The organism is Nocardia nova (assembly GCF_002933465.1).
Classification (GTDB): Bacteria; Actinomycetota; Actinomycetes; order Mycobacteriales; family Mycobacteriaceae; genus Nocardia; species Nocardia nova_B.
Window position 1 is genome coordinate 12,127 of record NZ_PSZE01000044.1, and the last position, 18,152, is coordinate 30,278.

An 18,152-nucleotide genomic window follows, 5' to 3' on the forward strand; every position below is an offset into this window, starting at 1 on the left:
GGGTTCTCGCAGTTCCGGCTCCCCTGGTCGGGAATATGCACCACGTTGCATAGTACAGCGAGTATCGGTTAACCTCACCGCATGGCCCTCGAACACGCGCTGCTGGTATCGCTGAGCGAGCGGGCCGGTTCGGGGTACGAACTGGCCCGCCGATTCGACAAATCGATCGGATTCTTCTGGAGCGCAACGCATCAGCAGATCTACCGGGTGCTCAAGCGCATGGAGGAGCGCGGCTGGGTCACCGGCGAGGCGATCGCCCAGGACGGGCGGCCCGACAAGAAGGTCTACACCGTCAGCGATGCCGGAGATGCCGAACTGGCGCGCTGGATTTCGGAGCCGACCGACGATATCGGGCCGCTGCGCAGCGAACTGGGCGTCAAGATCCGCGCCGCCGCACACGGCGATCTGGACGCGTTGCGCGCCGAGGTCGAACGCCATCGCGATCACCACGCCCAGCGGCTGGAGTTGTACCGCCTCATCGAGAAGAAGGATTTTCCCGCCCCGGACCGGCTCACCGGCACCGCCCTGTACCAGTACCTGGTGCTGCGAGGCGGCATCCGGGTCGAGGTCGGCTTCGTCGAATGGTGCGATGAGGTACTGGCCGGTCTGCGGGGTGTGTCGCGCTCGTCGTCGGCCGGTCCGGAAGCCTCAGCCCCGCAACCGGATTCCGTTTCCGAAAGGTAATCCCATGACTGCGAATTCCGATTCGCCGCATTCGTATCCGCACCTGTTCGAGCCGCTCGACCTGGGCCACACCACCCTGCGCAACCGGGTGGTCATGGGTTCGATGCACACCGGCCTGGAGGATCGCGCCTGGGATACCAACCGGCTGGCCGCCTATTTCGCCGAGCGCGCCCGCGGCGGCGTAGGCCTGATCATCACCGGCGGCTATGCCCCCAACCGCGAGGGCTGGCTGCTGCCGCTGGGCGCAAAACTCACCAACAAGACCGAGGCCTACCGGCACCGCGCGATCACCAAGGCGGTGCACGCCGAGGGCGGCACGATCGCCCTGCAGATTCTGCACGCCGGGCGCTATGCCTATGTGCCGTTCAGTGTTTCGGCCTCCCCGATCAAGGCGCCGATCAACCCGTTCCGCCCCCGCAAACTCTCCGACAAGGGTGTCGAGCGCACCATAGAGGACTATGTGCGGTGTGCGCGGCTGGCGAAGTTCGCCGGATACGACGGTGTCGAGATCATGGGTGGCGAGGGATACCTGATCAACCAGTTCCTCGCGCCGCGCACCAACAAGCGCACCGATCGCTGGGGCGGGTCGGCGGCGAACCGGCGGCGGTTCCCGCTGGAGATCGTGCGCCGGATCCGGGCCGCGGTCGGCGCGGACTTCGTCATCGTCTTCCGGCTGTCGATGGCCGAATTCGTCGAACACGGCCAGACCGAGCACGAAATCCTGGAGCTGGCAACCGAACTGGAGGCGGCTGGGGTCAGCATCATCAACACCGACATCGGCTGGCACGAGGCGCGGGTGCCGACGATCGTCACCTCGGTGCCGCGTGCGGCCTTCGTCGAATTCACCGCGAAAATCACCGCGCGCGTGAACATTCCGGTCTGCGCCTCGAACCGGATCAACATGCCCGAGACCGCCGAGGAGATCCTCACCCGCGGCGACGCCGATCTGGTGTCGCTGGCCCGCCCGCTGCTGGCCGACCCGGAGTGGGCCGCCAAGGCCCGCGACGCCCGCGACGACGAGATCAACACCTGCATCGCCTGCAACCAGGCCTGCCTGGACCATGCCTTCGTCCACAAAACCGTGTCTTGCCTGCTGAATCCGCGAGCGGGCCACGAAACCGAACTGCGCCTGCTGCCCACCCGGCGGATGCGGCGCATCGCGGTCGTGGGCGCGGGGCCGGCCGGACTGTCGGCGGCGGTGAACCTGGCCGAACGCGGCCACAAGGTGGATCTGTTCGAGGCCGACGACAAGATCGGCGGACAGTTCGATATCGCGCGGCGGATTCCGGGCAAGGAGGAATTCAACGAGACGATCCGGTATTTCACCCGCAAGCTGGAACTTGCCGGGGTGCGGGTATTCCTGAACCGCCGGGTGAGCGCCGGCGAATTGATCGAAGGCCGCTACGACCACGTGGTGGTCGCCACCGGCGTGCGCCCGCGCATCCCGAACATTCCGGGTATCGATCATCCGAAGGTGCTCACCTACGCCGAACTCGTGCGCGAGGAGAAGCCGGTCGGTAAGAAGGTCGCGGTGATCGGGGCGGGCGGAATCGGTTACGACGTCAGCGAATTCCTCACCGTCGAGGGACATCCGGCGCTGAAGCTCGACGAATGGAAGCAGGAGTGGGGTGTCGCCGCCGACGATCCGGAGGCCCCGGGTCAGCTGACCGCCGCGCGACCGTCGCCCGCGCCCCGCGAGGTCGTACTGCTGCAACGGAAGTCGACTCCGTTCGGCAAGAGCCTGGGCAAGACCACCGGCTGGGTGCATCGCGCGGCGGTGAAGGCGAAGGGCGTCGAGCAGATCGGCGGCGTCAACTACGAACGCATCGACGATCGCGGGTTGCACATCAGTTTCGGTGACACGCGGAATCGGCCCACCGTCATCGAATGTGACAACGTGATCCTGTGTGCCGGACAGGAATCGGTGCGCGATCTGGTCGAGCCGCTGCACCAGGCGGGGGTACGCATCCATCTGATCGGCGGCGCCGATGTGGCAGCCGAACTCGATGCCAAGCGGGCCATCGATCAGGGCACCCGCCTGGCGGCGGCGCTGTAATGGCGATCCTCACTCGGCTGGGACTGCCCGGTGACGAGAAATCCTGGGCCGCATTAGGTTTCGCGGTCGAGGACGGGATGATGCGGATCGGGCGGATCTCCTGCACGCTCGGCGTCGGCACCGGCTGGGGATTCGAGGGCATCGAGACCGACGCGACGGCACTGGGTGTGCCGGAACTGCTGCACGATGTCGAGACCGAGACGGCTCATCCCAACGGGGTGACGTTCGTCGACCATGTCGTCTACTGGGTCCCGGATCTGGACGAATCCGTCGACGCGCTGAATGCCGTGCTGGGGATCGGCCCGCGGCGGCGCTTCCACCCGCGCGGTCCGGACGGCCCGGAAATGGCGTTCTATCGGGTCGGCGAGGCGTTCCTGGAGGTCGTTGCCGCCCCGACGAAGCGGCCCGCGCTGGTCGGCGTCGCCTTCGGCACTCCGGATCTCGATGCCACGGTGGCGGCGGTGCGTGCGGCCGGTGGCCCGGTCGGGGATCCGAAACCGGCGGTGCAGGGCGGCCGGATCGCCGGGGTCTGGCACGGGCATATCGACTGGGGGGTCGCCTTCTTCGAGCCCAAGCCTCGCGGCGAGGGGAAGTCCGGCGCCTCGGGTGGGGGCACCCGGTAGGCTCGGCGACCGTGAGCTTGCCTGCACCCACTGCCGACAATCGTGCCGTCGTCACCGGAGCGTCCTCCGGGATCGGAACCGCTCTGGCCGAGGAGCTGGCCAAACGCGGCTATTCGGTCATCCTCGTCGCCCGGCGCGGCGACCTGCTCGCCGAGCTGGCACAGCGGCTGACCGACACCTACGGGGTGACCGCCGAGGTTCGCGCGGTGGACCTGTCCGATCGCGAACAGCGCGGACCGCTGGTGGCCGAGCTGGCCGGCCGCGAGATCGCCATCCTGTGCAATAACGCCGGTGTCGCCACCTTCGGCGCCGTGGCCGACCTGGACGCCGATATCGAACGCTCGGTGATGGAACTGAACGCGGTCGCGGTCCACGATCTGACCCTGGCGGTGCTGCACGGCATGCTCGCTCGCGGCGGCGGCATCCTCATCACCGGGTCGGCGGCCGGGAACATGGCCATCCCCAACAACGCCACGTATGCCGCGACCAAGGCCTTCACCAATACCTTCTCCGAATCGCTGCGCGGCGAACTGACCGGCAGCGGCGTGCACGTCACGTTGCTGGCGCCGGGCCCGGTGCGCACCGACAACCCCGACCAGGAAGAGGTCGGCAGCAAGATCCCGGACTTCATCTGGGTGTCGGCCGCCTATACCGCGAAAATCTCCATCGACGCTTTGGCACGCAACAAGATGCGCGTGGTTCCCGGCCTGATCAGCAAGGGTATGAGCGTCGCCGGCCAATACGCGCCGCGGGCACTCACCGCGCCCATCGTCGGCTCGTTCTACAAGAAGCTGGCCAGCTGATCCCCAGGGCGTCAGGGCGGCGTCAAGATCGCGGCGCCGCTGGTCAAGACGGCGTATCGAGACGGTACCGGCACCATTGCGCGGCGTAGTCCCGCATCACCGTCGACGGGGTTGCCCTCGACGATGTCGCCGACCGCTACGGCACACCGACCTATGTGATCGGCGAGACGGAGATCCGCACCCGCTGCCGGTCGTACCGCAAACACTTCCCGGATGCCGAAATCGTCTACGCCGCAAAGGCTCTGCTGACTCGCACGATCGCGGGGCTGGTGGCCGACGAGGGGCTCGGCATCGATGTGTGCTCGGCCGGCGAACTGGCGATCGCCCTGTCGGCCGGGGTGAATCCGCGGCGAATCATCCTGCACGGCAGCGGGAAACCGTTCGCCGAACTGGAATACGCGGTCGGCGCCGGCGTGGGGCGGATCGTGATCGACTCCCTCACCGAGGTGAGTCTCCTGGGCACGGTTGTCACGCGGCCACAACACGTTCTGCTGCGCCTGACACCCGATATCGACGCGCACGGACATCCGGCCGTGCGCACGGGGGTCAGCGATCAGAAATTCGGCTGCGCCCTGCACGACGAGACCACGGAGGAGGCGATCCGGACGATCATCGACCATCCCCTGCTCGATCTGCGCGGTTTCCGCTGCCACCTCGGCTCGCAGATCCACGACCCCGACCATTACGGGGAAGCGGTGCGACAGCTCGTCGCGCGGATGGCCGAGGTCCGGCACGACTACGGCGCCGTGCTGACCCAGCTCGATCTGGGCGGCGGGCATGCGGTGGCCTATCGCACCGGCGACGCGGAACTGAATCTCTCGGAACTGGCCGACATCATCGACGACGCCCTGGACGCGGCGTGCGCGCGAAACCGCTTCCCCCGCCCGGTGATCGCCATGGTGCCGGGCCGCGGCATCGTCGCGCGCGCCGGCGTGACGATCTATCGCATGACCGCGATCAAGCACGTGCCGGGCGGACGAACGTTCGTGATCGTGGACGGCGGAATGAACGACAATCCACGGGACGCTCTCTACGGGGCCCGCTACGACGCTGTGGTGGCAGGCCGGCATCCCACCGGACCGACCATCACGGCCACCGTGGCCGGACGCTATTGCGAGGCCGGTGACGTCCTCGCCGCCGATATCCGGTTACCCGCGGATGTGCACGTCGGTGAGCTGTTGGCGATTCCGTGCACCGGCGCCTACCACCACAGCCTGGCCTCGGCCTACAACGGCGTCGGACGGCCGCCGATCGTCGCGCTCCGTAAGGGCCGGATGCGTGAGCTGGTGCGCCGCGAGACCGTGGACGATCTGCTGCTGCGGGATCTCGGTTGAGTGGCATCTCGGCGCGCGGCCGAGTGACGCCTGCTCGGTGTCCGGGGACACTCAGCGTTTGCGGGTACCGAAGAGGCTGCGACTGATCTCGCGGCCCGCGGCCGAGGCCGCCGAACGCAGGAAACTCTTCACCGCCGGATTGCTCATGATCCGTTCCGCCGCCGAGACGTCCGGCTCCGGTGCGCGCCCGCCGGAGGCCTGCGGTACGGGTTGTGGTTCCGGTTCGGCCGCAACCACTTTCGCGGCCAGCATCTCGTAGGCCGATTCCCGGTCCACGGTCCGGCCGTACTTCTCGAACAGCGGGCTCGACTGCGCGCGCGAGCGGATACCGTCCGCGCCGATGGTGTTCATCAGCGACCGCGGCGGGCGCAGCCGGGTCCAGGCCACCGGCGTCGGCGCACCCTGTTCGGACAGCACCGTCACGATCGCCTCGCCGATCCCCAGAGCGGTGAGGGCGTTCTCGAGGTCGTAGGCCGCGGTCTTCGGATAGGTGCGCACCGTCTTCGACAACGCCTTCTGGTCGTCGGGGGTGAATGCGCGCAGCGCGTGCTGGATCCGCGCGCCCAGTTGCGACAGCACCGCATTGGGCACGTCGGTGGGCAACTGCGTGCAGAAGAACACGCCGACCCCCTTGGAGCGGATCAGTTTCACGGTCTGCTCGACCTGTCCCAGGAAAGCCTTGGACGCGTCGGCGAACAGCAGATGCGCTTCGTCGAAGATGAAGACCAGCTTGGGTTTGTCGACGTCGCCGACCTCGGGCAGGGTCTGGAACAGATCGGCCAGCACCCACATCAGGAAGGTGGAGAACAGCACCGGCCGCGTCGCTTGCGACCCGAGTTCGAACAGCGTGATCACGCCCTGGCCGCCGGCGGTCCGCAACAGGTCGGCGGGGTCGAGTTCCGGCTCACCGAAGAAGGTGTCGCCGCCGTCGGCCTCCAGATTCACCAGCGCACGCAGGATCACCCCGGCCGTCGCGGCCGACACCCCGCCGATCCCCTTCAGATCCTCTTTCCCCTCCGGACTGGTCAGGTGCTGGATCACCGAACGCAGATCCTTCAAATCCAGCAGCGCCAGCCCCCGGGTGTCGGCCCAGTGGAAGATCAGGCCGAGGGTGGATTCCTGAGTGTCGTTGAGCCCCAGCACTTTACTGAGCAGCACCGGACCGAACGAGGTGATGGTCGCGCGTATCGGGACGCCGATTGCCTCGGTGCCGAGGGAGACGAATTCCGTCGGGAATCCGTGCGGCGCCCAGTCGGTATCGCCGGTCTGGGCGGCACGGGCGGCGAGCTTGTCGTTCGATTCGCCCTGCTGCGCCAGCCCCGACAGATCGCCCTTCACATCGGCGAGCACCACCGGCACACCCGCCGCGGACAGCTGTTCGGCGATGCCCTGCAGGGTCTTGGTCTTACCGGTTCCGGTGGCGCCGGCGACGAGACCGTGGCGATTCAGCGTTCGCATCGGAATCCGGACCCGCGCGGCCGGATCGACCACCCCGCTGAGGACTACCGCGCCCAGTTCCAGCGCGGCCCCCTCGAAGGCATAACCTGCCGCGATCTGCTGTGCGGCCGAATCCGTCACTGCGGCAGCCGTTTTCGGCTCCGCCACCTGTTCTGCGGCGACTTCGGCCTCGGCCGCCTCCGCGGCGGCCGCCGCCTCCGCCGCGACCCGCGCCGCTTCCTCGGCCGCCTTGCGCGCCGCCGCCGCCTTCGCCGCCTTGTCCTCGGGACTGGTCATCGCCGATCCTCCGTCGCCCTGCCCACCGCTGCCGACACCACTGGAATCACGCATATACCTGGGCAAACTGTAGCGGGAGGTTTGCCGGAACGCGGCCGCAACGGGCCGGACGGCACGCATCCGGTGCGGTCGGTCCGATTCGCGCCGTCCGCGCACTAAGGTTGCCGGAGTGTCCGACAAACTGATGGTGTGGATGGATTGCGAGATGACCGGCCTGCGCCTGGACAGCGACAAGCTGATCGAGGTGGCCGCGCTCGTAACCGATAGCGATCTCAATATCCTCGGCGACGGCGTCGATATCGTCATCCACGCCGACGACGACGCGTTGGCGGCGATGCCGCCGGTGGTGCAGGAAATGCACGCCAAATCCGGCCTGACCGACGAGGTGCGACGGTCCATGGTCACCATGGAGGAGGCGCAGCAGCAGGTTCTCGACTACGTGCGCGAGTGGGTTCCCACCCCCGGTACCGTGCCGCTCGCCGGCAATTCCATCGCCACCGACCGCGGCTTCATCGCCCGGGACATGCCCGAACTCGACGCGCACCTGCACTACCGCATGATCGATGTGAGCTCGATCAAGGAGCTGTGCCGGCGCTGGTATCCGCGCATCTACTTCGGTCAGCCGGAGAAAGGCCTGGCCCACCGCGCCCTCGCCGATATCGAGGAGTCCATCCGAGAACTCCGGTATTACCGCCGGACCGCGTTCGTCCCCGCCCCCGGCCCCTCGACCGCCGAGATCGCCGAGATCGCCGCGCAGGTCAGCGCCGGTTCCACCGGTTTCCAGCCCCCGGCGGCACCCGCCGATTAGGTTTCCCGGCGGTCTTCGCGCTACCATCTAGCGCGCCGGTTGTTACCGGCAATGGTGAGCGTAGTTCAGTTGGTAGAGCACCAGGTTGTGATCCTGGCTGTCGCGGGTTCGAGTCCCGTCGCTCACCCTGCGAGGGGCAGGTTCGGAAGAAATTCCGGGCCTGCCCCTTCGTCATGATTCGAGTCCTCGACTTTCCGTCCGGTCCGCCCGACCCCATCGCGATGCGCGGACGTGGTGCGCGTCACGATCGTCCTTCGGTCCACCATGTTGCCGGCCGACCCGGATCGAGCGCACACGGTGCTCATTCGAGCAGTGTGCTGGGTTGGCAGGTGCGGTCGTCGTCCGGGAAGTCCCCGTCCCGGAAGTAGCCGTTGGTCGTGTCGAGAATGCAGGTGCTCAAACCCGGACGCAGCACCATGTGGATCCTGGTTTCGGCCAAGGTGATCAAGCGAGACCCCGACATCTGTCGATGCAGTGCCAGTGCGTGCGCATGCGGGGTCCGGTTGTCACCGCTGGCAGACAGGATCAGCGCGGGCACGTCATTGTCGACCCTGGTGGGCGGTTCCACCGGCGGTGGCCAGAAGGCACAGGGCTGAATGTTGTTGGCGAGTGCGGCGAAGATCGGCTGGGTCGGACGAGCCGCCTCGATCGCGTTCCTATACCAAACGGGATCGGCGGGCATCGGTGCGTCCGCACACCAGATCTGCACCATGACCGAATCTTCGTCGTGCTCGTAGTATTCGATCTGCTGGTGCAGCTGCTGGGGCACCTCGGACGTGCGGCCCTCCGCCGCGTCGGCAACAGCCCGTACCGACGCCGCCAGCGCCTCGTTCCATCGCGCGTCTCGCAACATCGTCCACAGCAGATTCGGCAGGACATGATCGTCGAAGCCGAAGCCCTCGACCACGATCGGCGACTGCGCTGCACGGTCGATCAGGGTCTCGACTCTCCGGCGTACCTCGGGCGCGGAGTCGCCGAGGTGATACTGCCGATCGCGAGCCGCCACCCAGCCGGCCCAGTCGTCGAAGGCCGCTTCCACCGCCGGGCCCCAGTCCTGTTGCAGCCCGAGCCAGTAGCGCTGCGGATCGATGGCACTGTCGAGCACCATGCGGTCGGATCGGCCGGGGAACAACTGCGAGTAGACCGCGCCCAGATACGTTCCATAGGACACGCCGTAATAGCTGATGCTGTCCTCGCCCAGTGCCGCGCGTATCACGTCCATATCGCGGGCGGTGTTGCGTGTGCTGAGCTGCCGCATCCAGTTCGGGTCACCCCCCACCAGACAACCGGCGGCGAGCCGCGCCTGCAGGGCCGTTTCGGTGACGAATCCCGGTAACCCGATACCTGCCGAGCGGATCGGGGTGGCGACCGGCCATCCGCATCGCTGGTGCCGCCCGGAGCGGGCGACGCCACGCGGGTCGAATCCGATCAGGTCGTAGCGGCTCAGCACATCCGGTTCGAGAACATCACCGACGAGTTCGAACGCATCGAGACCCGGCGTACCGGGTCCGCCCGAATTGGTCAGCAGCACACCGCGACGGTGTGCCGTATCGCTCGCCGGAATCCGCGAGACCGCGATGCTGATGCTCGGCCCGTCCGGGCTGCCGTAATCGAGGGGCACCGCGACATCCGCGCAGACCGCGCCCTCCGCCACCAGGGCCGTATCCTCGCATACACCCCAGTCGAGATGTTGCCGGTGGAAGCGCGCCAACGGGTCTGCGGGTTCAGCGACCGCGACACCGGAAGCAGAGGCCACCGTCACCGCGAGAACGGCGACGATCACCGACGCGACAGCCCTGCCGATATCCCGCGGAGAACCACGAGAACGACGACACTGACCGGACAGGACCGCATACCGCTCGCCAACACCCATGAGGACCTGACCCTTCAGCAAGTCGAGACCGAATCACACGGGAGCCACCGCCAACCACGCGGCGGAGCAGCGATCGCTCCGGAAGAGCCACGAACACAAGCGATTTCGGGGAGGCAGGGCGGTGTGCGCGTCTGCCCCGGATTTCGCGGGAGTGGATTGGCGCAAGCCAGTGTAGCGTCCGATCACCGCGTGGGGCCCGAACGACGAGCGGGCCTTCCGGATATCCGGAAGGCCCGCTCCTCTCGCCGTCGTCAGCGGTTGGTGTCGGCGTTGCCTGCGTTCCATTCCGCCCACGGGATATTCCAGTCGCCGAGTCCGTCGACGCCGGACAGGGTGTCACCGACGGTGTTCTTGACGATCGCGATATCGCCGCGTTTGGCGTTCTCGTACACCCAGCGGGCATCGGCCGGGCTCAGGTTGAGACAGCCGTGGCTGGTGTTCGAATAGCCCTGCTGACCGACCGACCACGGCGCCGAATGCATGAAGATGCCGCTGTAGGACATGCGTGTCGCCCAGTCGACCGGGGTCCGATATCCATTGGGGCCGGTGGCGGCGACACCGTAGGTGGACGAATCCATGATCATGTGGTCGAACTGGTCACCGATGATGTAGATGCCGTTCTGGGTGGGCGTGGAGTCCTTGCCCATCGAAGTCGGCATGGTTCGTATGACCTGGCCGTTGCGTTCGACAGTGACCATCTTGGTGTTGTCGTCGGCGGTGAAGACCAGCGGATCGCCGATGGTGAAGCTGGAATGGATATCGGAGTCACCGATCAGCCCGCCACCCAGATCACGGCCGTAGGTGTTCACATCAACCGTGACCCTGGTTCCCGGAGCCCAGAAATGCTCGGGGCGCCAACGCACCTCGCGATTGTTCACCCAATAGAACGCGCCTTCCACCGCCGGCGTCGTGGTGATCTTGATCGCATCCTGCACGGCGCGGCGATCCGGGATGTTCTCGTCGAACTGGATCGCCACCGGCTGACCGATTCCGACCACCGCGTTCTCACCCGGCAGCAACCACGGATGCGTCTTGTTGCGCGGCGCGAGAGTGGTGAAACTGATTGTCGTCGAGGTGGTGCCGCCGATTCCGACCGCGTCGGCCCGCAGGCGATACGTGCGGTCGAAACCGAGCTGTTCGGTCAGTTGCCACGAGGTCCCGTCGGGTGTTATCTGCCCCGCCACCGAATCGCCCTCCGGTGTGAGCAACGTGACAGCGGTCAATTTCCCGTTGTCCACCTTCACCGGAATCGGATCGCCCGGCGACACCCCGACCGCACCGTCGGCGACCGACGTCAGTACCTTCGGTTTGACCAGGTCGATGGCCGAAGCCGACTCGATCGCCGGTCCATTGTTCGTGGCCCCGGAATCACTGCATCCGGTCACCACGAGCGCGAGCATCGACATCACGCCCAACCACCCCGCCACCGCTCTCATTCCCCGCGAGCCTCGACGTCCGCCCATGTGTAACCCCGTTTCATGCCTCGTACGCAACCGGGAAACCCAGCCACGCTGCTCGACCCACCACGCATGCGGGGATCGGTCGAGACCACGCCCACCCATTCTGCCAGGTGGAAGGGTCGCAACCGGTTGAACACGACGCGCCGGCCCCGCACACTTTCGTCCGATTCATCCCTTCCGGCCCGCCAACCGTTACCAATTCATCCAAGATCACGATCCCCCCTCGAATAGGCTTTGAACAGGCGATTTCACTTTCCGCCCGCCCAACTGTTATGGTTTCTCCCGCACCGGAACGGAGCCTGCAGGCCCGATCCGGAGGCTCAAGCGCCATTAGCTCAATTGGCAGAGCAGCTGACTCTTAATCAGCGGGTTCGGGGTTCGAGTCCCTGATGGCGCACTTACTTCCCAGGTCAGACCTAGCATTCAGGCCAGGTCCCTCCCGATCTAACGGTCCGGACCAAAAATACATCAAGAATTCGGGCCCAAACTTCCATCAACTGGCCCGGCCCAGGCCCTCCTCCAGCACGGCCGACGAATCCGGCGCCCGCTCCGGCGACACGATGTAGTGCCGTTCCGTGACTCCCTCTCGGGAGTGTCCCAGCTGCTTCGCCGCCGTCTTCGAATCCGCCATCTCCGCGATCAAGGTAGCGACCGTCTTCCGGAACGTGTACTGAGTGACGTCCTTGTATACCGAACTGCTCGACGCGCTGCGAGTACCAGATCTCGACCCCACCATCGAGCATGTGAATATCCGCGGGGCAGGACCGGTGTTCTGCAGCGGAGGCGACCTCGACGAATTCGGCACCGCCACCGATTGGGTAGCCAGTGGCCTATATCGACCTCGTCGATTCGGCCGAGGGAATCCGATCAACCAGTTGTTCGTGGACTCGTTCACCGATTCGGTCCGCCGTGCCCGCGGAATATGGTGTCTTCTTCTGCGACCAGTCGTCCCGCGAACGCTGCCATTTCGATGCCGGCACCGATGCGCGCGCCGTGTGCGTAAACGGTGAAACGTTCGCGATGCCGATCGATGATGCGCCATGGCGCGCGTTCCAGGCGCACCCGGGTAGGCGATCACGAACGTCGTACGCGACCGGATTCATCGGTCGACCTCCACCGCCGCGTGTCCACGCTCGATCAGAGCGGGGACCATCGCACCCAGCCGCTCGAACCCCTCCCCGACGGTCAGCCCGCCCCTTTCGCGATAGTGGATACCCTCGAAAATCACCGCGATCTTGTAATACGCAAAGCCGAGATACCAGCTGAATTTCGACAGATCCCGGCCCGTTCGGGCGGCGTACGCCTGAACGAAGGCATCCGAACCCGGATATCCGGGGACATCTCCCGGCACGGCGGCCACCGGACTGTCGAGGCCCCCAATTCCATCCCACCACAACGTCATCGAGGCCAGATCCGTCAGCGGGTCACCGAGCGTTGCCATTTCCCAGTCGAGCACACCGACAACGCTGCCGCCATCCGGGTCGACCACGACGTTGTCCAGGCGGTAGTCACCGTGTACCAACCTGGGCGGCTGCTCGGCCGGGATCGTGCGCACGAGACGTTCTCCCAACCGGACCAGCTCGGGCAGATCGCGACTGCGCGATGCCGTCAATTGCTTTGCCCAGCACTGCAATTGACGATCCAGGTAGCCCGCAGGGCGACCGAAATTACCCAAACCGATCTCATCGGGCCGCTGATGGTGCAATGCGATCAACGTCGACAGAAGACCGTCGGCCAGCTTGTGCGATTACGCGGTGAAGCCTTCCAGTTGACTGCGCTTGCGCAGCACGGCACCGTCGGTGAACTCCATGACATAGAACGACGCTCCGATCACGTCGTCGTTCGCCGCCACCAGCGGTTTCGGCACAGGCACGTCGGTCGGGTACAGCGCGCGCAGCATCCGGCACTCGCGCTCCATGTCGTGCGCTGTGGCCAGGACATGCCCGAGGGGCGGCCCTCGCAGAACCCATCGCCGATATCCGTCCGTCAGCAAGTAGGTCAGGTTGGACCGTCCTCCGGACAGCAGTTCCACATGAAGGGGGCCGCTGAGCAGACCGGGAACCTCTCGCCCAAGAACGCTTCGAGCGCAGCCACCTCCACCCCAGGGGGAGCCGAAGCCGACATACCAACCTCCTGGACCGAGCGATCGTTCGGTATACCTGAACAAGCGGGTAAACTAGCTCGATAGAGCCGTGTCAATCGCCGACCGGACTTCCACCCTCACCCGAGAGGAGCAGATATTGGCGGCGCAGCGTTCCGGGGGCGCCACGGACGACCGGGAACTACTCGGCCGGAGACTCCGGCAGGCCCGGCAACAGAAGAGGCTGACCATCCGCGATGTGGCCCCCAAGGTCGGCGTGAGCGTCGGCACCTGGAGCGCGATCGAAAACGGCCTGACACGCATCGACGACGGACGTCTCGAACGTGCGGCGCGGCTGTTCGACGTAGACCCGCGCACGTTGCGAGAACCACCTTCATCCCGGGATACCGCCGGTTTGTCGTGGCGAGATTTCCCGCCGCTCGAACTCCCCCCGCCGCTGGCAGGAGCCCTGGAGGCCTTCGTCGAGCTCGGCTACCACGGCGCGACCATCAGAGACGTCGCGGACCGCGCCGGCATGTCCGTAGCAGGTGTCTACCACCATTGGGCCACCAAACAACTGCTGCTTGTGGAGCTTCTCGACCTAACCATGAACGACCTCACGCAACGTTGCCGCACCGCCCGGGCCGAGGGCGACGGACCGGTCGAGCGCCTCGAAAGGCTGGTCGAATGCCTCGCCCTGTACCACACCCACCGCCATGAGCTCGGCTTCATCGGCGCCAGCGAGATGCGCAGCGTGGAAGAGCCACACCGGGCCCGCATCGCCAGCGCCCGCCGGAACGTCCAGCACATGGTGGACGACGAGGTCGCCGAAGGGTGCCGCCGCGGCCTGATGAACACCCCGCTGCCCCGCGAGGCGGCGCGCGCGGTGGTGACGCTGTGCACCGCACTGCCGCAATGGTGGTCCGCGTCCGGCGAATTGCCACCGGAGGCCATAGCGCGGCAGTACACACAGTTCGCCCTCGACATCGTCGGCGCCCCGCGTTGACGCCCCGTCGAACGCACCCATATAGTTCAAGACCGATCATTTGATCGGTCTTGTTCAGGAGGTGTTCATGATCACGTACGAACTCCCTGCGCCCTCCGAGAGGGCGCTACAACTTCGTGAGCGGATGGCTCGGTTCATGCGGGATCGAGTCTTCCCGGCCGAGAAGGAATACCTTCAGTGGCGACACGAGGCCGGACCTGCGGATCATAGGGTGCCGCCGATCGTCGAAGAGCTGAAGAAACATGCCCGGGCCGAGGGATTGTGGAACCTTTTCCTCCCGGACGTTTCCGGTTTGACGCAGCTCGAGTACGCGCCCATCGCCGAATTGTCCGGTTGGAGCCTCGATCTCGCGCCTGAAGCGATCAACGGCCAGGCCCCCGACAGCGGCAATATGGAACTACTCCACCTCCTCGGCACCGAACAGATGCAGCGAAAATGGCTGCACCCTCTGCTCGACGGCGAAATCCGGTCCGCTTTCGCCATGACCGAACCGGATGTCGCCAGCAGCGACGCCACAAATATCGCCACACGAATACGACGCGACGGCGACGAGTACGTGATCAACGGCCGCAAATGGTGGACCAGCGGTGCGATGGATCCGCGGTGTGCCTTCTTCGTTGTCATGGGCAAGAGCGACCCCACTGCGCCCACCCACCGCCAGCAGACGATGCTGCTCGTTCCACGGGATACGCCCGGCATCACGGTCGTTCGCGACTACCCGGTGTTCAACCATCACGATCAGCACGGCCACGCCGAGGTCTTGTTCGAAGACGTCCGCGTCCCGATCGACAACCTCATCGGCGAGGAGGGCGGCGGGTTCGCCGCCGCCCAGGCACGGCTCGGGCCGGGACGCATCCACCACTGCATGCGCGCATTGGGGGCCGCCGAACGCGCGTTGTCGATGCTGATCGCGCGCGCCGAGAACCGCACGGCATTCGGGACTCCACTGGCGAGGCACGGGGTCGTGCGCCAGCAGATCGCGGAGTCGCGCATCGAAATCGAGCAGGCCCGGCTGCTGTGTCACCACACCTGCCACGTCATCGACACCGCGGGCAACAAGGCAGCCAAAGACCTGGTGTCGATGGCCAAAATCGCGGTCCCGCGGGCGGCATTGAACGTCATTGACCGGGCCGTCCAGGTGCACGGCGGAGCCGGCGTCACCGACGTCACCCCGTTGGCGTCGATGTGGGGCTGGCATCGGGCGATGCGCCTGTTCGACGGCCCCGACGAGGTCCATGTGCAATCGATAGCGAGGGCCGAACTCCGCCGTGAGCCATACCTGCTGCCGGATCACATATCCGACGGCTACTGAATCGGCTGCCTGACAAGAGAATTAGGCCGAAAAGCGGTTCTGTCCGGCATATAGGACTGTGGCGCCGGCGAAGGTTTCGCCAGCGCCACAAGGGAAACGATGTTTATTTCGGCGCCATACGAATAGCGCCATCCAGGCGAATCGTCTCCCCGTTCAGCATGGGATTATCGATGATGTGGGCAGCCAGGGCCGCGTACTCCGTCGCCTTACCGAGACGGGACGGATGCGGAACCTGCGCCCCCAGAGACTTCTGCGCCTCCTCCGGAAGTCCCGCCAACATCGGGGTTTCGAAGATCTGCCAGCCGGTCGGCGTCACGCCCGGCCATGTAACCGTGCCGGTAACAGCGGGTTCGGGGTTCGAGTCCCTGATGGCGCACTTACATTCCAGGTCACACTAGGTTGACCGGACTGCAAGGCCTCAATTTTGGGTCGGCCACCAAAAATACACCAAGAGATGCCGACCGAGGGTTGTCGGCGCATGGTTCTGCCTCGCACCTTCTGCAGCGGTGCCCACACGCGGCTGTGATCTCCGGATGCATCGCGCATACAGTGCGCCGTCGTAAGGAGGGTTGTGATCGATGGTGCGGCACCTTAGCGATGGCAGTCTCATGCATTCCACCTCGTCCACTGAAACCGCTGGTTATCCGCTGTTTCGTTGCGTATCACCCGGCAGTCGGCTCTGTCCGAATCATCACGCTTCCCCGTGATGCCAAATCCGCTGGCAAGAACCTCGACACAAGTTCAAGGTAGCCCTAAAACTTGCCGGTCAGGGCCACCTTTTGGTAGTAGCGGGGACAGGATCTGAACCTGCGACCTCTGGGTTATGAGCCAACCAGGGACGGTCCCGGGCGTGTCTTCATATGTCACGCAATCCCTACATGCGCAGGTCAACAACTGTACAGTCGTCCGCCCTGTTCGCCCTATCCCGTCGCGTCCAGGCTGGTTGCACCCGTCGTGATGCCAAATTCCCCACAACGACCGGTGGTTTCGGCAGTAGGGGAACCCATCGGCGACCACCACACCCACGACAACAGCCGTCTCACGCACACGCCGACGCCGCCGCGAATACGGCTGGGCGGCTAGTACTGCACCATCAACGGCTTCGACGGTGTGCGGCCGATTCGGTCGCCCGTAGCAACACCACGTCACCGGCCCCGCCCCGCAGGCGCAGTCAACGGTGCGGCTGCTGCACGATCGCATGACAGCGTGACCTATCCATGCGGCAGCCCAAGCCCTTCGCTTGCCTTGGTACTGCTGTCGGTGATCGATACGCCTCTTCGCCGATTCTCACTCGCGGGAGGTCGTAGCTGTGGTGTCGAGGTCGACCCCAGTGGACATGCTCTCCTCGAAGTCGCCGAATGCGACTGCTCGTAATTGTCTACAGCCCGTCGATCGCAGCGCCGAAGTCCGTGCCATAGCTGGACCAGCAGAAGGTCGGCTCTCCCGGCCGACTCCGGTGGCCCATATACCACTCGCCGTCCTCCACGCAGCGCGCCAAACACAGACCAGTGAAACCGATGATCAAGTCGACTTCCAACGAAACTGCTCGGTCAGGTTCGTTGGGCTGTAGAAATGCCGGGTATCGGAATCAAGCAACTCCACCGCGCTATCCGCGGCGCGTTGCCGTACCTCGTCGACGGTCCCCCCGCCGGGGAGGATGCCCTCGTTCACCAATTGGTTGTTGCAGTAACCATCTGATCGACGCGATCCAGCGCGAACTACGAATCGAAGGCGCCCGGCCCGAGATGGCCTGTCGCTGAGACTATCCCGGCGGATTCCAAAGCCTCGCCCACCCGAGCAACCCGATCAGCAGTCATTCGGATCCGAGCATCATGGGTAGGCCGCGCGAGCCTCTTCATCAGCTCCTCGACCGACACCACGTACCGGCGGTCCCGCGCCGGCACGACGGCGCGCACGCTGTCATTGGTCAGACAAACCAACGCGCGGAGGTACACATCCTCTCCCACAGCACGCAGCAACCGGGCCAACGCTGAGCTTTTGAACGCTGTCAGCTGGAGCGGGTCCGCGTGCTCGATCACTTCACCGGACTCGGTGGTTTGGATCCATGTGCCGCCCTTCACCTCGATATCTCCTCGCCAGGATTTGAGCTCGACCATGTAAATCCCGTTCGGCGCGGTGATCAGGACATCCACCTCATGCATGCTGCCTTGTGCGGTGGCGAAGCTGAAGTTCGACCACGCGCGCCAGGGGCCGGCATCGGGCACGGCCCGACGAATACGCGCCAGCCCGGAGGTCAAGTCCAAATGTGTGGTGTATGGGGGTGATTGCCGCGTGATCCTGTTGGGTCAGGCGGTCAGTGCTGGAGTGGTGGTGTCCTCCTGTTCGTCGGTAGGGTCGGTGAGGCCGCGGGAGCGGGCC

At 65.6% G+C, this 18,152-nt stretch carries 13 protein-coding genes, 2 tRNA genes and 2 pseudogenes; 10 read left to right on the forward strand and 7 right to left on the reverse strand.

Going from position 1 to position 18,152, the window contains the following annotated elements; translation table 11 throughout:
- Window positions 1-81 precede the first annotated feature (81 nt).
- The 5 genes from C5E41_RS31165 to lysA all read left to right on the forward strand — a co-directional run bounded on the left by C5E41_RS31165 (window position 82) and on the right by lysA (window position 5,500).
- Window positions 82-684, forward strand: a complete 603-nt coding sequence (locus tag C5E41_RS31165; protein WP_104379275.1) for a PadR family transcriptional regulator — start codon at window positions 82-84, stop codon at window positions 682-684.
- 4 nt (window positions 685-688) lie between these two features.
- Entirely contained in the window at window positions 689-2,740 is a 2,052-nt protein-coding gene (locus tag C5E41_RS31170; protein WP_104379276.1) for an NADPH-dependent 2,4-dienoyl-CoA reductase, read from the forward strand.
- Window positions 2,740-3,363: a VOC family protein gene (locus C5E41_RS31175; RefSeq protein WP_104379277.1), complete on the forward strand. Its 624-nt coding sequence runs from the start codon at window positions 2,740-2,742 to the stop codon at window positions 3,361-3,363. The genes C5E41_RS31170 and C5E41_RS31175 overlap by 1 nt, the downstream gene beginning before the upstream one ends.
- Window positions 3,364-3,374: 11 nt before the next feature.
- Window positions 3,375-4,166 (forward strand): mycolate reductase, encoded by a 792-nt coding sequence (gene cmrA / locus C5E41_RS31180; protein ID WP_104379278.1) that lies wholly within the window; start codon window positions 3,375-3,377, stop codon window positions 4,164-4,166.
- 95 nt (window positions 4,167-4,261) lie between these two features.
- Window positions 4,262-5,500: a diaminopimelate decarboxylase gene (gene lysA / locus C5E41_RS31185; RefSeq protein ID WP_104379279.1), complete on the forward strand. Its 1,239-nt coding sequence runs from the start codon at window positions 4,262-4,264 to the stop codon at window positions 5,498-5,500.
- Between the two features lie 51 nt (window positions 5,501-5,551).
- Here lysA and C5E41_RS31190 read toward each other — a convergent pair whose 3' ends face one another.
- Entirely contained in the window at window positions 5,552-7,234 is a 1,683-nt protein-coding gene (locus C5E41_RS31190) for a helicase HerA-like domain-containing protein (RefSeq protein WP_104379288.1), read from the reverse strand.
- Window positions 7,235-7,403: 169 nt separating this feature from the next.
- On the opposite strand from C5E41_RS31190, the gene orn reads away from it, so the two are divergent.
- Entirely contained in the window at window positions 7,404-8,042 is a 639-nt protein-coding gene (gene orn / locus C5E41_RS31195) for an oligoribonuclease (protein WP_104379280.1), read from the forward strand.
- Between the two features lie 54 nt (window positions 8,043-8,096).
- A tRNA-His gene (locus C5E41_RS31200) sits at window positions 8,097-8,169 on the forward strand.
- 174 nt (window positions 8,170-8,343) lie between these two features.
- Here C5E41_RS31200 and C5E41_RS31205 read toward each other — a convergent pair.
- Together C5E41_RS31205 and C5E41_RS31210 are read right to left on the reverse strand one after the other, a co-directional pair.
- The gene (locus C5E41_RS31205) at window positions 8,344-9,825 is read right to left on the reverse strand and encodes an alpha/beta fold hydrolase (protein ID WP_219823296.1); all 1,482 of its coding nucleotides are present in this window, start codon (window positions 9,823-9,825) and stop codon (window positions 8,344-8,346) included.
- Between the two features lie 341 nt (window positions 9,826-10,166).
- Window positions 10,167-11,351 (reverse strand): L,D-transpeptidase, encoded by a 1,185-nt coding sequence (locus C5E41_RS31210; protein WP_258081380.1) that lies wholly within the window; start codon window positions 11,349-11,351, stop codon window positions 10,167-10,169.
- A gap of 348 nt (window positions 11,352-11,699) precedes the next feature.
- Between C5E41_RS31210 and C5E41_RS31215 the strand changes: the two genes are divergently transcribed.
- Window positions 11,700-11,772 (forward strand) — tRNA-Lys (locus C5E41_RS31215).
- A gap of 96 nt (window positions 11,773-11,868) precedes the next feature.
- Here the strand turns inward: C5E41_RS31215 and C5E41_RS34270 are convergent.
- Window positions 11,869-12,006, reverse strand: a complete 138-nt coding sequence (locus C5E41_RS34270) for a hypothetical protein (RefSeq protein ID WP_181063510.1) — start codon at window positions 12,004-12,006, stop codon at window positions 11,869-11,871.
- Between the two features lie 468 nt (window positions 12,007-12,474).
- Window positions 12,475-13,407 (reverse strand): annotated as a pseudogene (locus tag C5E41_RS31225) (phosphotransferase family protein).
- A gap of 160 nt (window positions 13,408-13,567) precedes the next feature.
- Between C5E41_RS31225 and C5E41_RS31230 the strand changes: the two are divergent.
- Together C5E41_RS31230 and C5E41_RS31235 are read left to right on the forward strand one after the other, a co-directional pair.
- A complete protein-coding gene (locus C5E41_RS31230; RefSeq protein ID WP_439956513.1) occupies window positions 13,568-14,461 on the forward strand; it encodes a helix-turn-helix domain-containing protein in 894 nt (297 codons plus the stop codon).
- 67 nt (window positions 14,462-14,528) lie between these two features.
- Window positions 14,529-15,773: an acyl-CoA dehydrogenase family protein gene (locus C5E41_RS31235; protein ID WP_104379290.1), complete on the forward strand. Its 1,245-nt coding sequence runs from the start codon at window positions 14,529-14,531 to the stop codon at window positions 15,771-15,773.
- Window positions 15,774-15,876: 103 nt separating this feature from the next.
- On the opposite strand, the pseudogene C5E41_RS31240 reads toward C5E41_RS31235, so the two are convergent.
- Both C5E41_RS31240 and C5E41_RS31245 read right to left on the reverse strand, forming a co-directional pair.
- Window positions 15,877-16,068 (reverse strand): annotated as a pseudogene (locus C5E41_RS31240) (3-hydroxyacyl-CoA dehydrogenase); the annotation flags it as partial.
- 1,423 nt (window positions 16,069-17,491) lie between these two features.
- Window positions 17,492-18,037, reverse strand: a complete 546-nt coding sequence (locus C5E41_RS31245) for an NERD domain-containing protein (RefSeq protein WP_181063511.1) — start codon at window positions 18,035-18,037, stop codon at window positions 17,492-17,494.
- Between the last annotated feature and the right edge of the window lie 115 nt (window positions 18,038-18,152).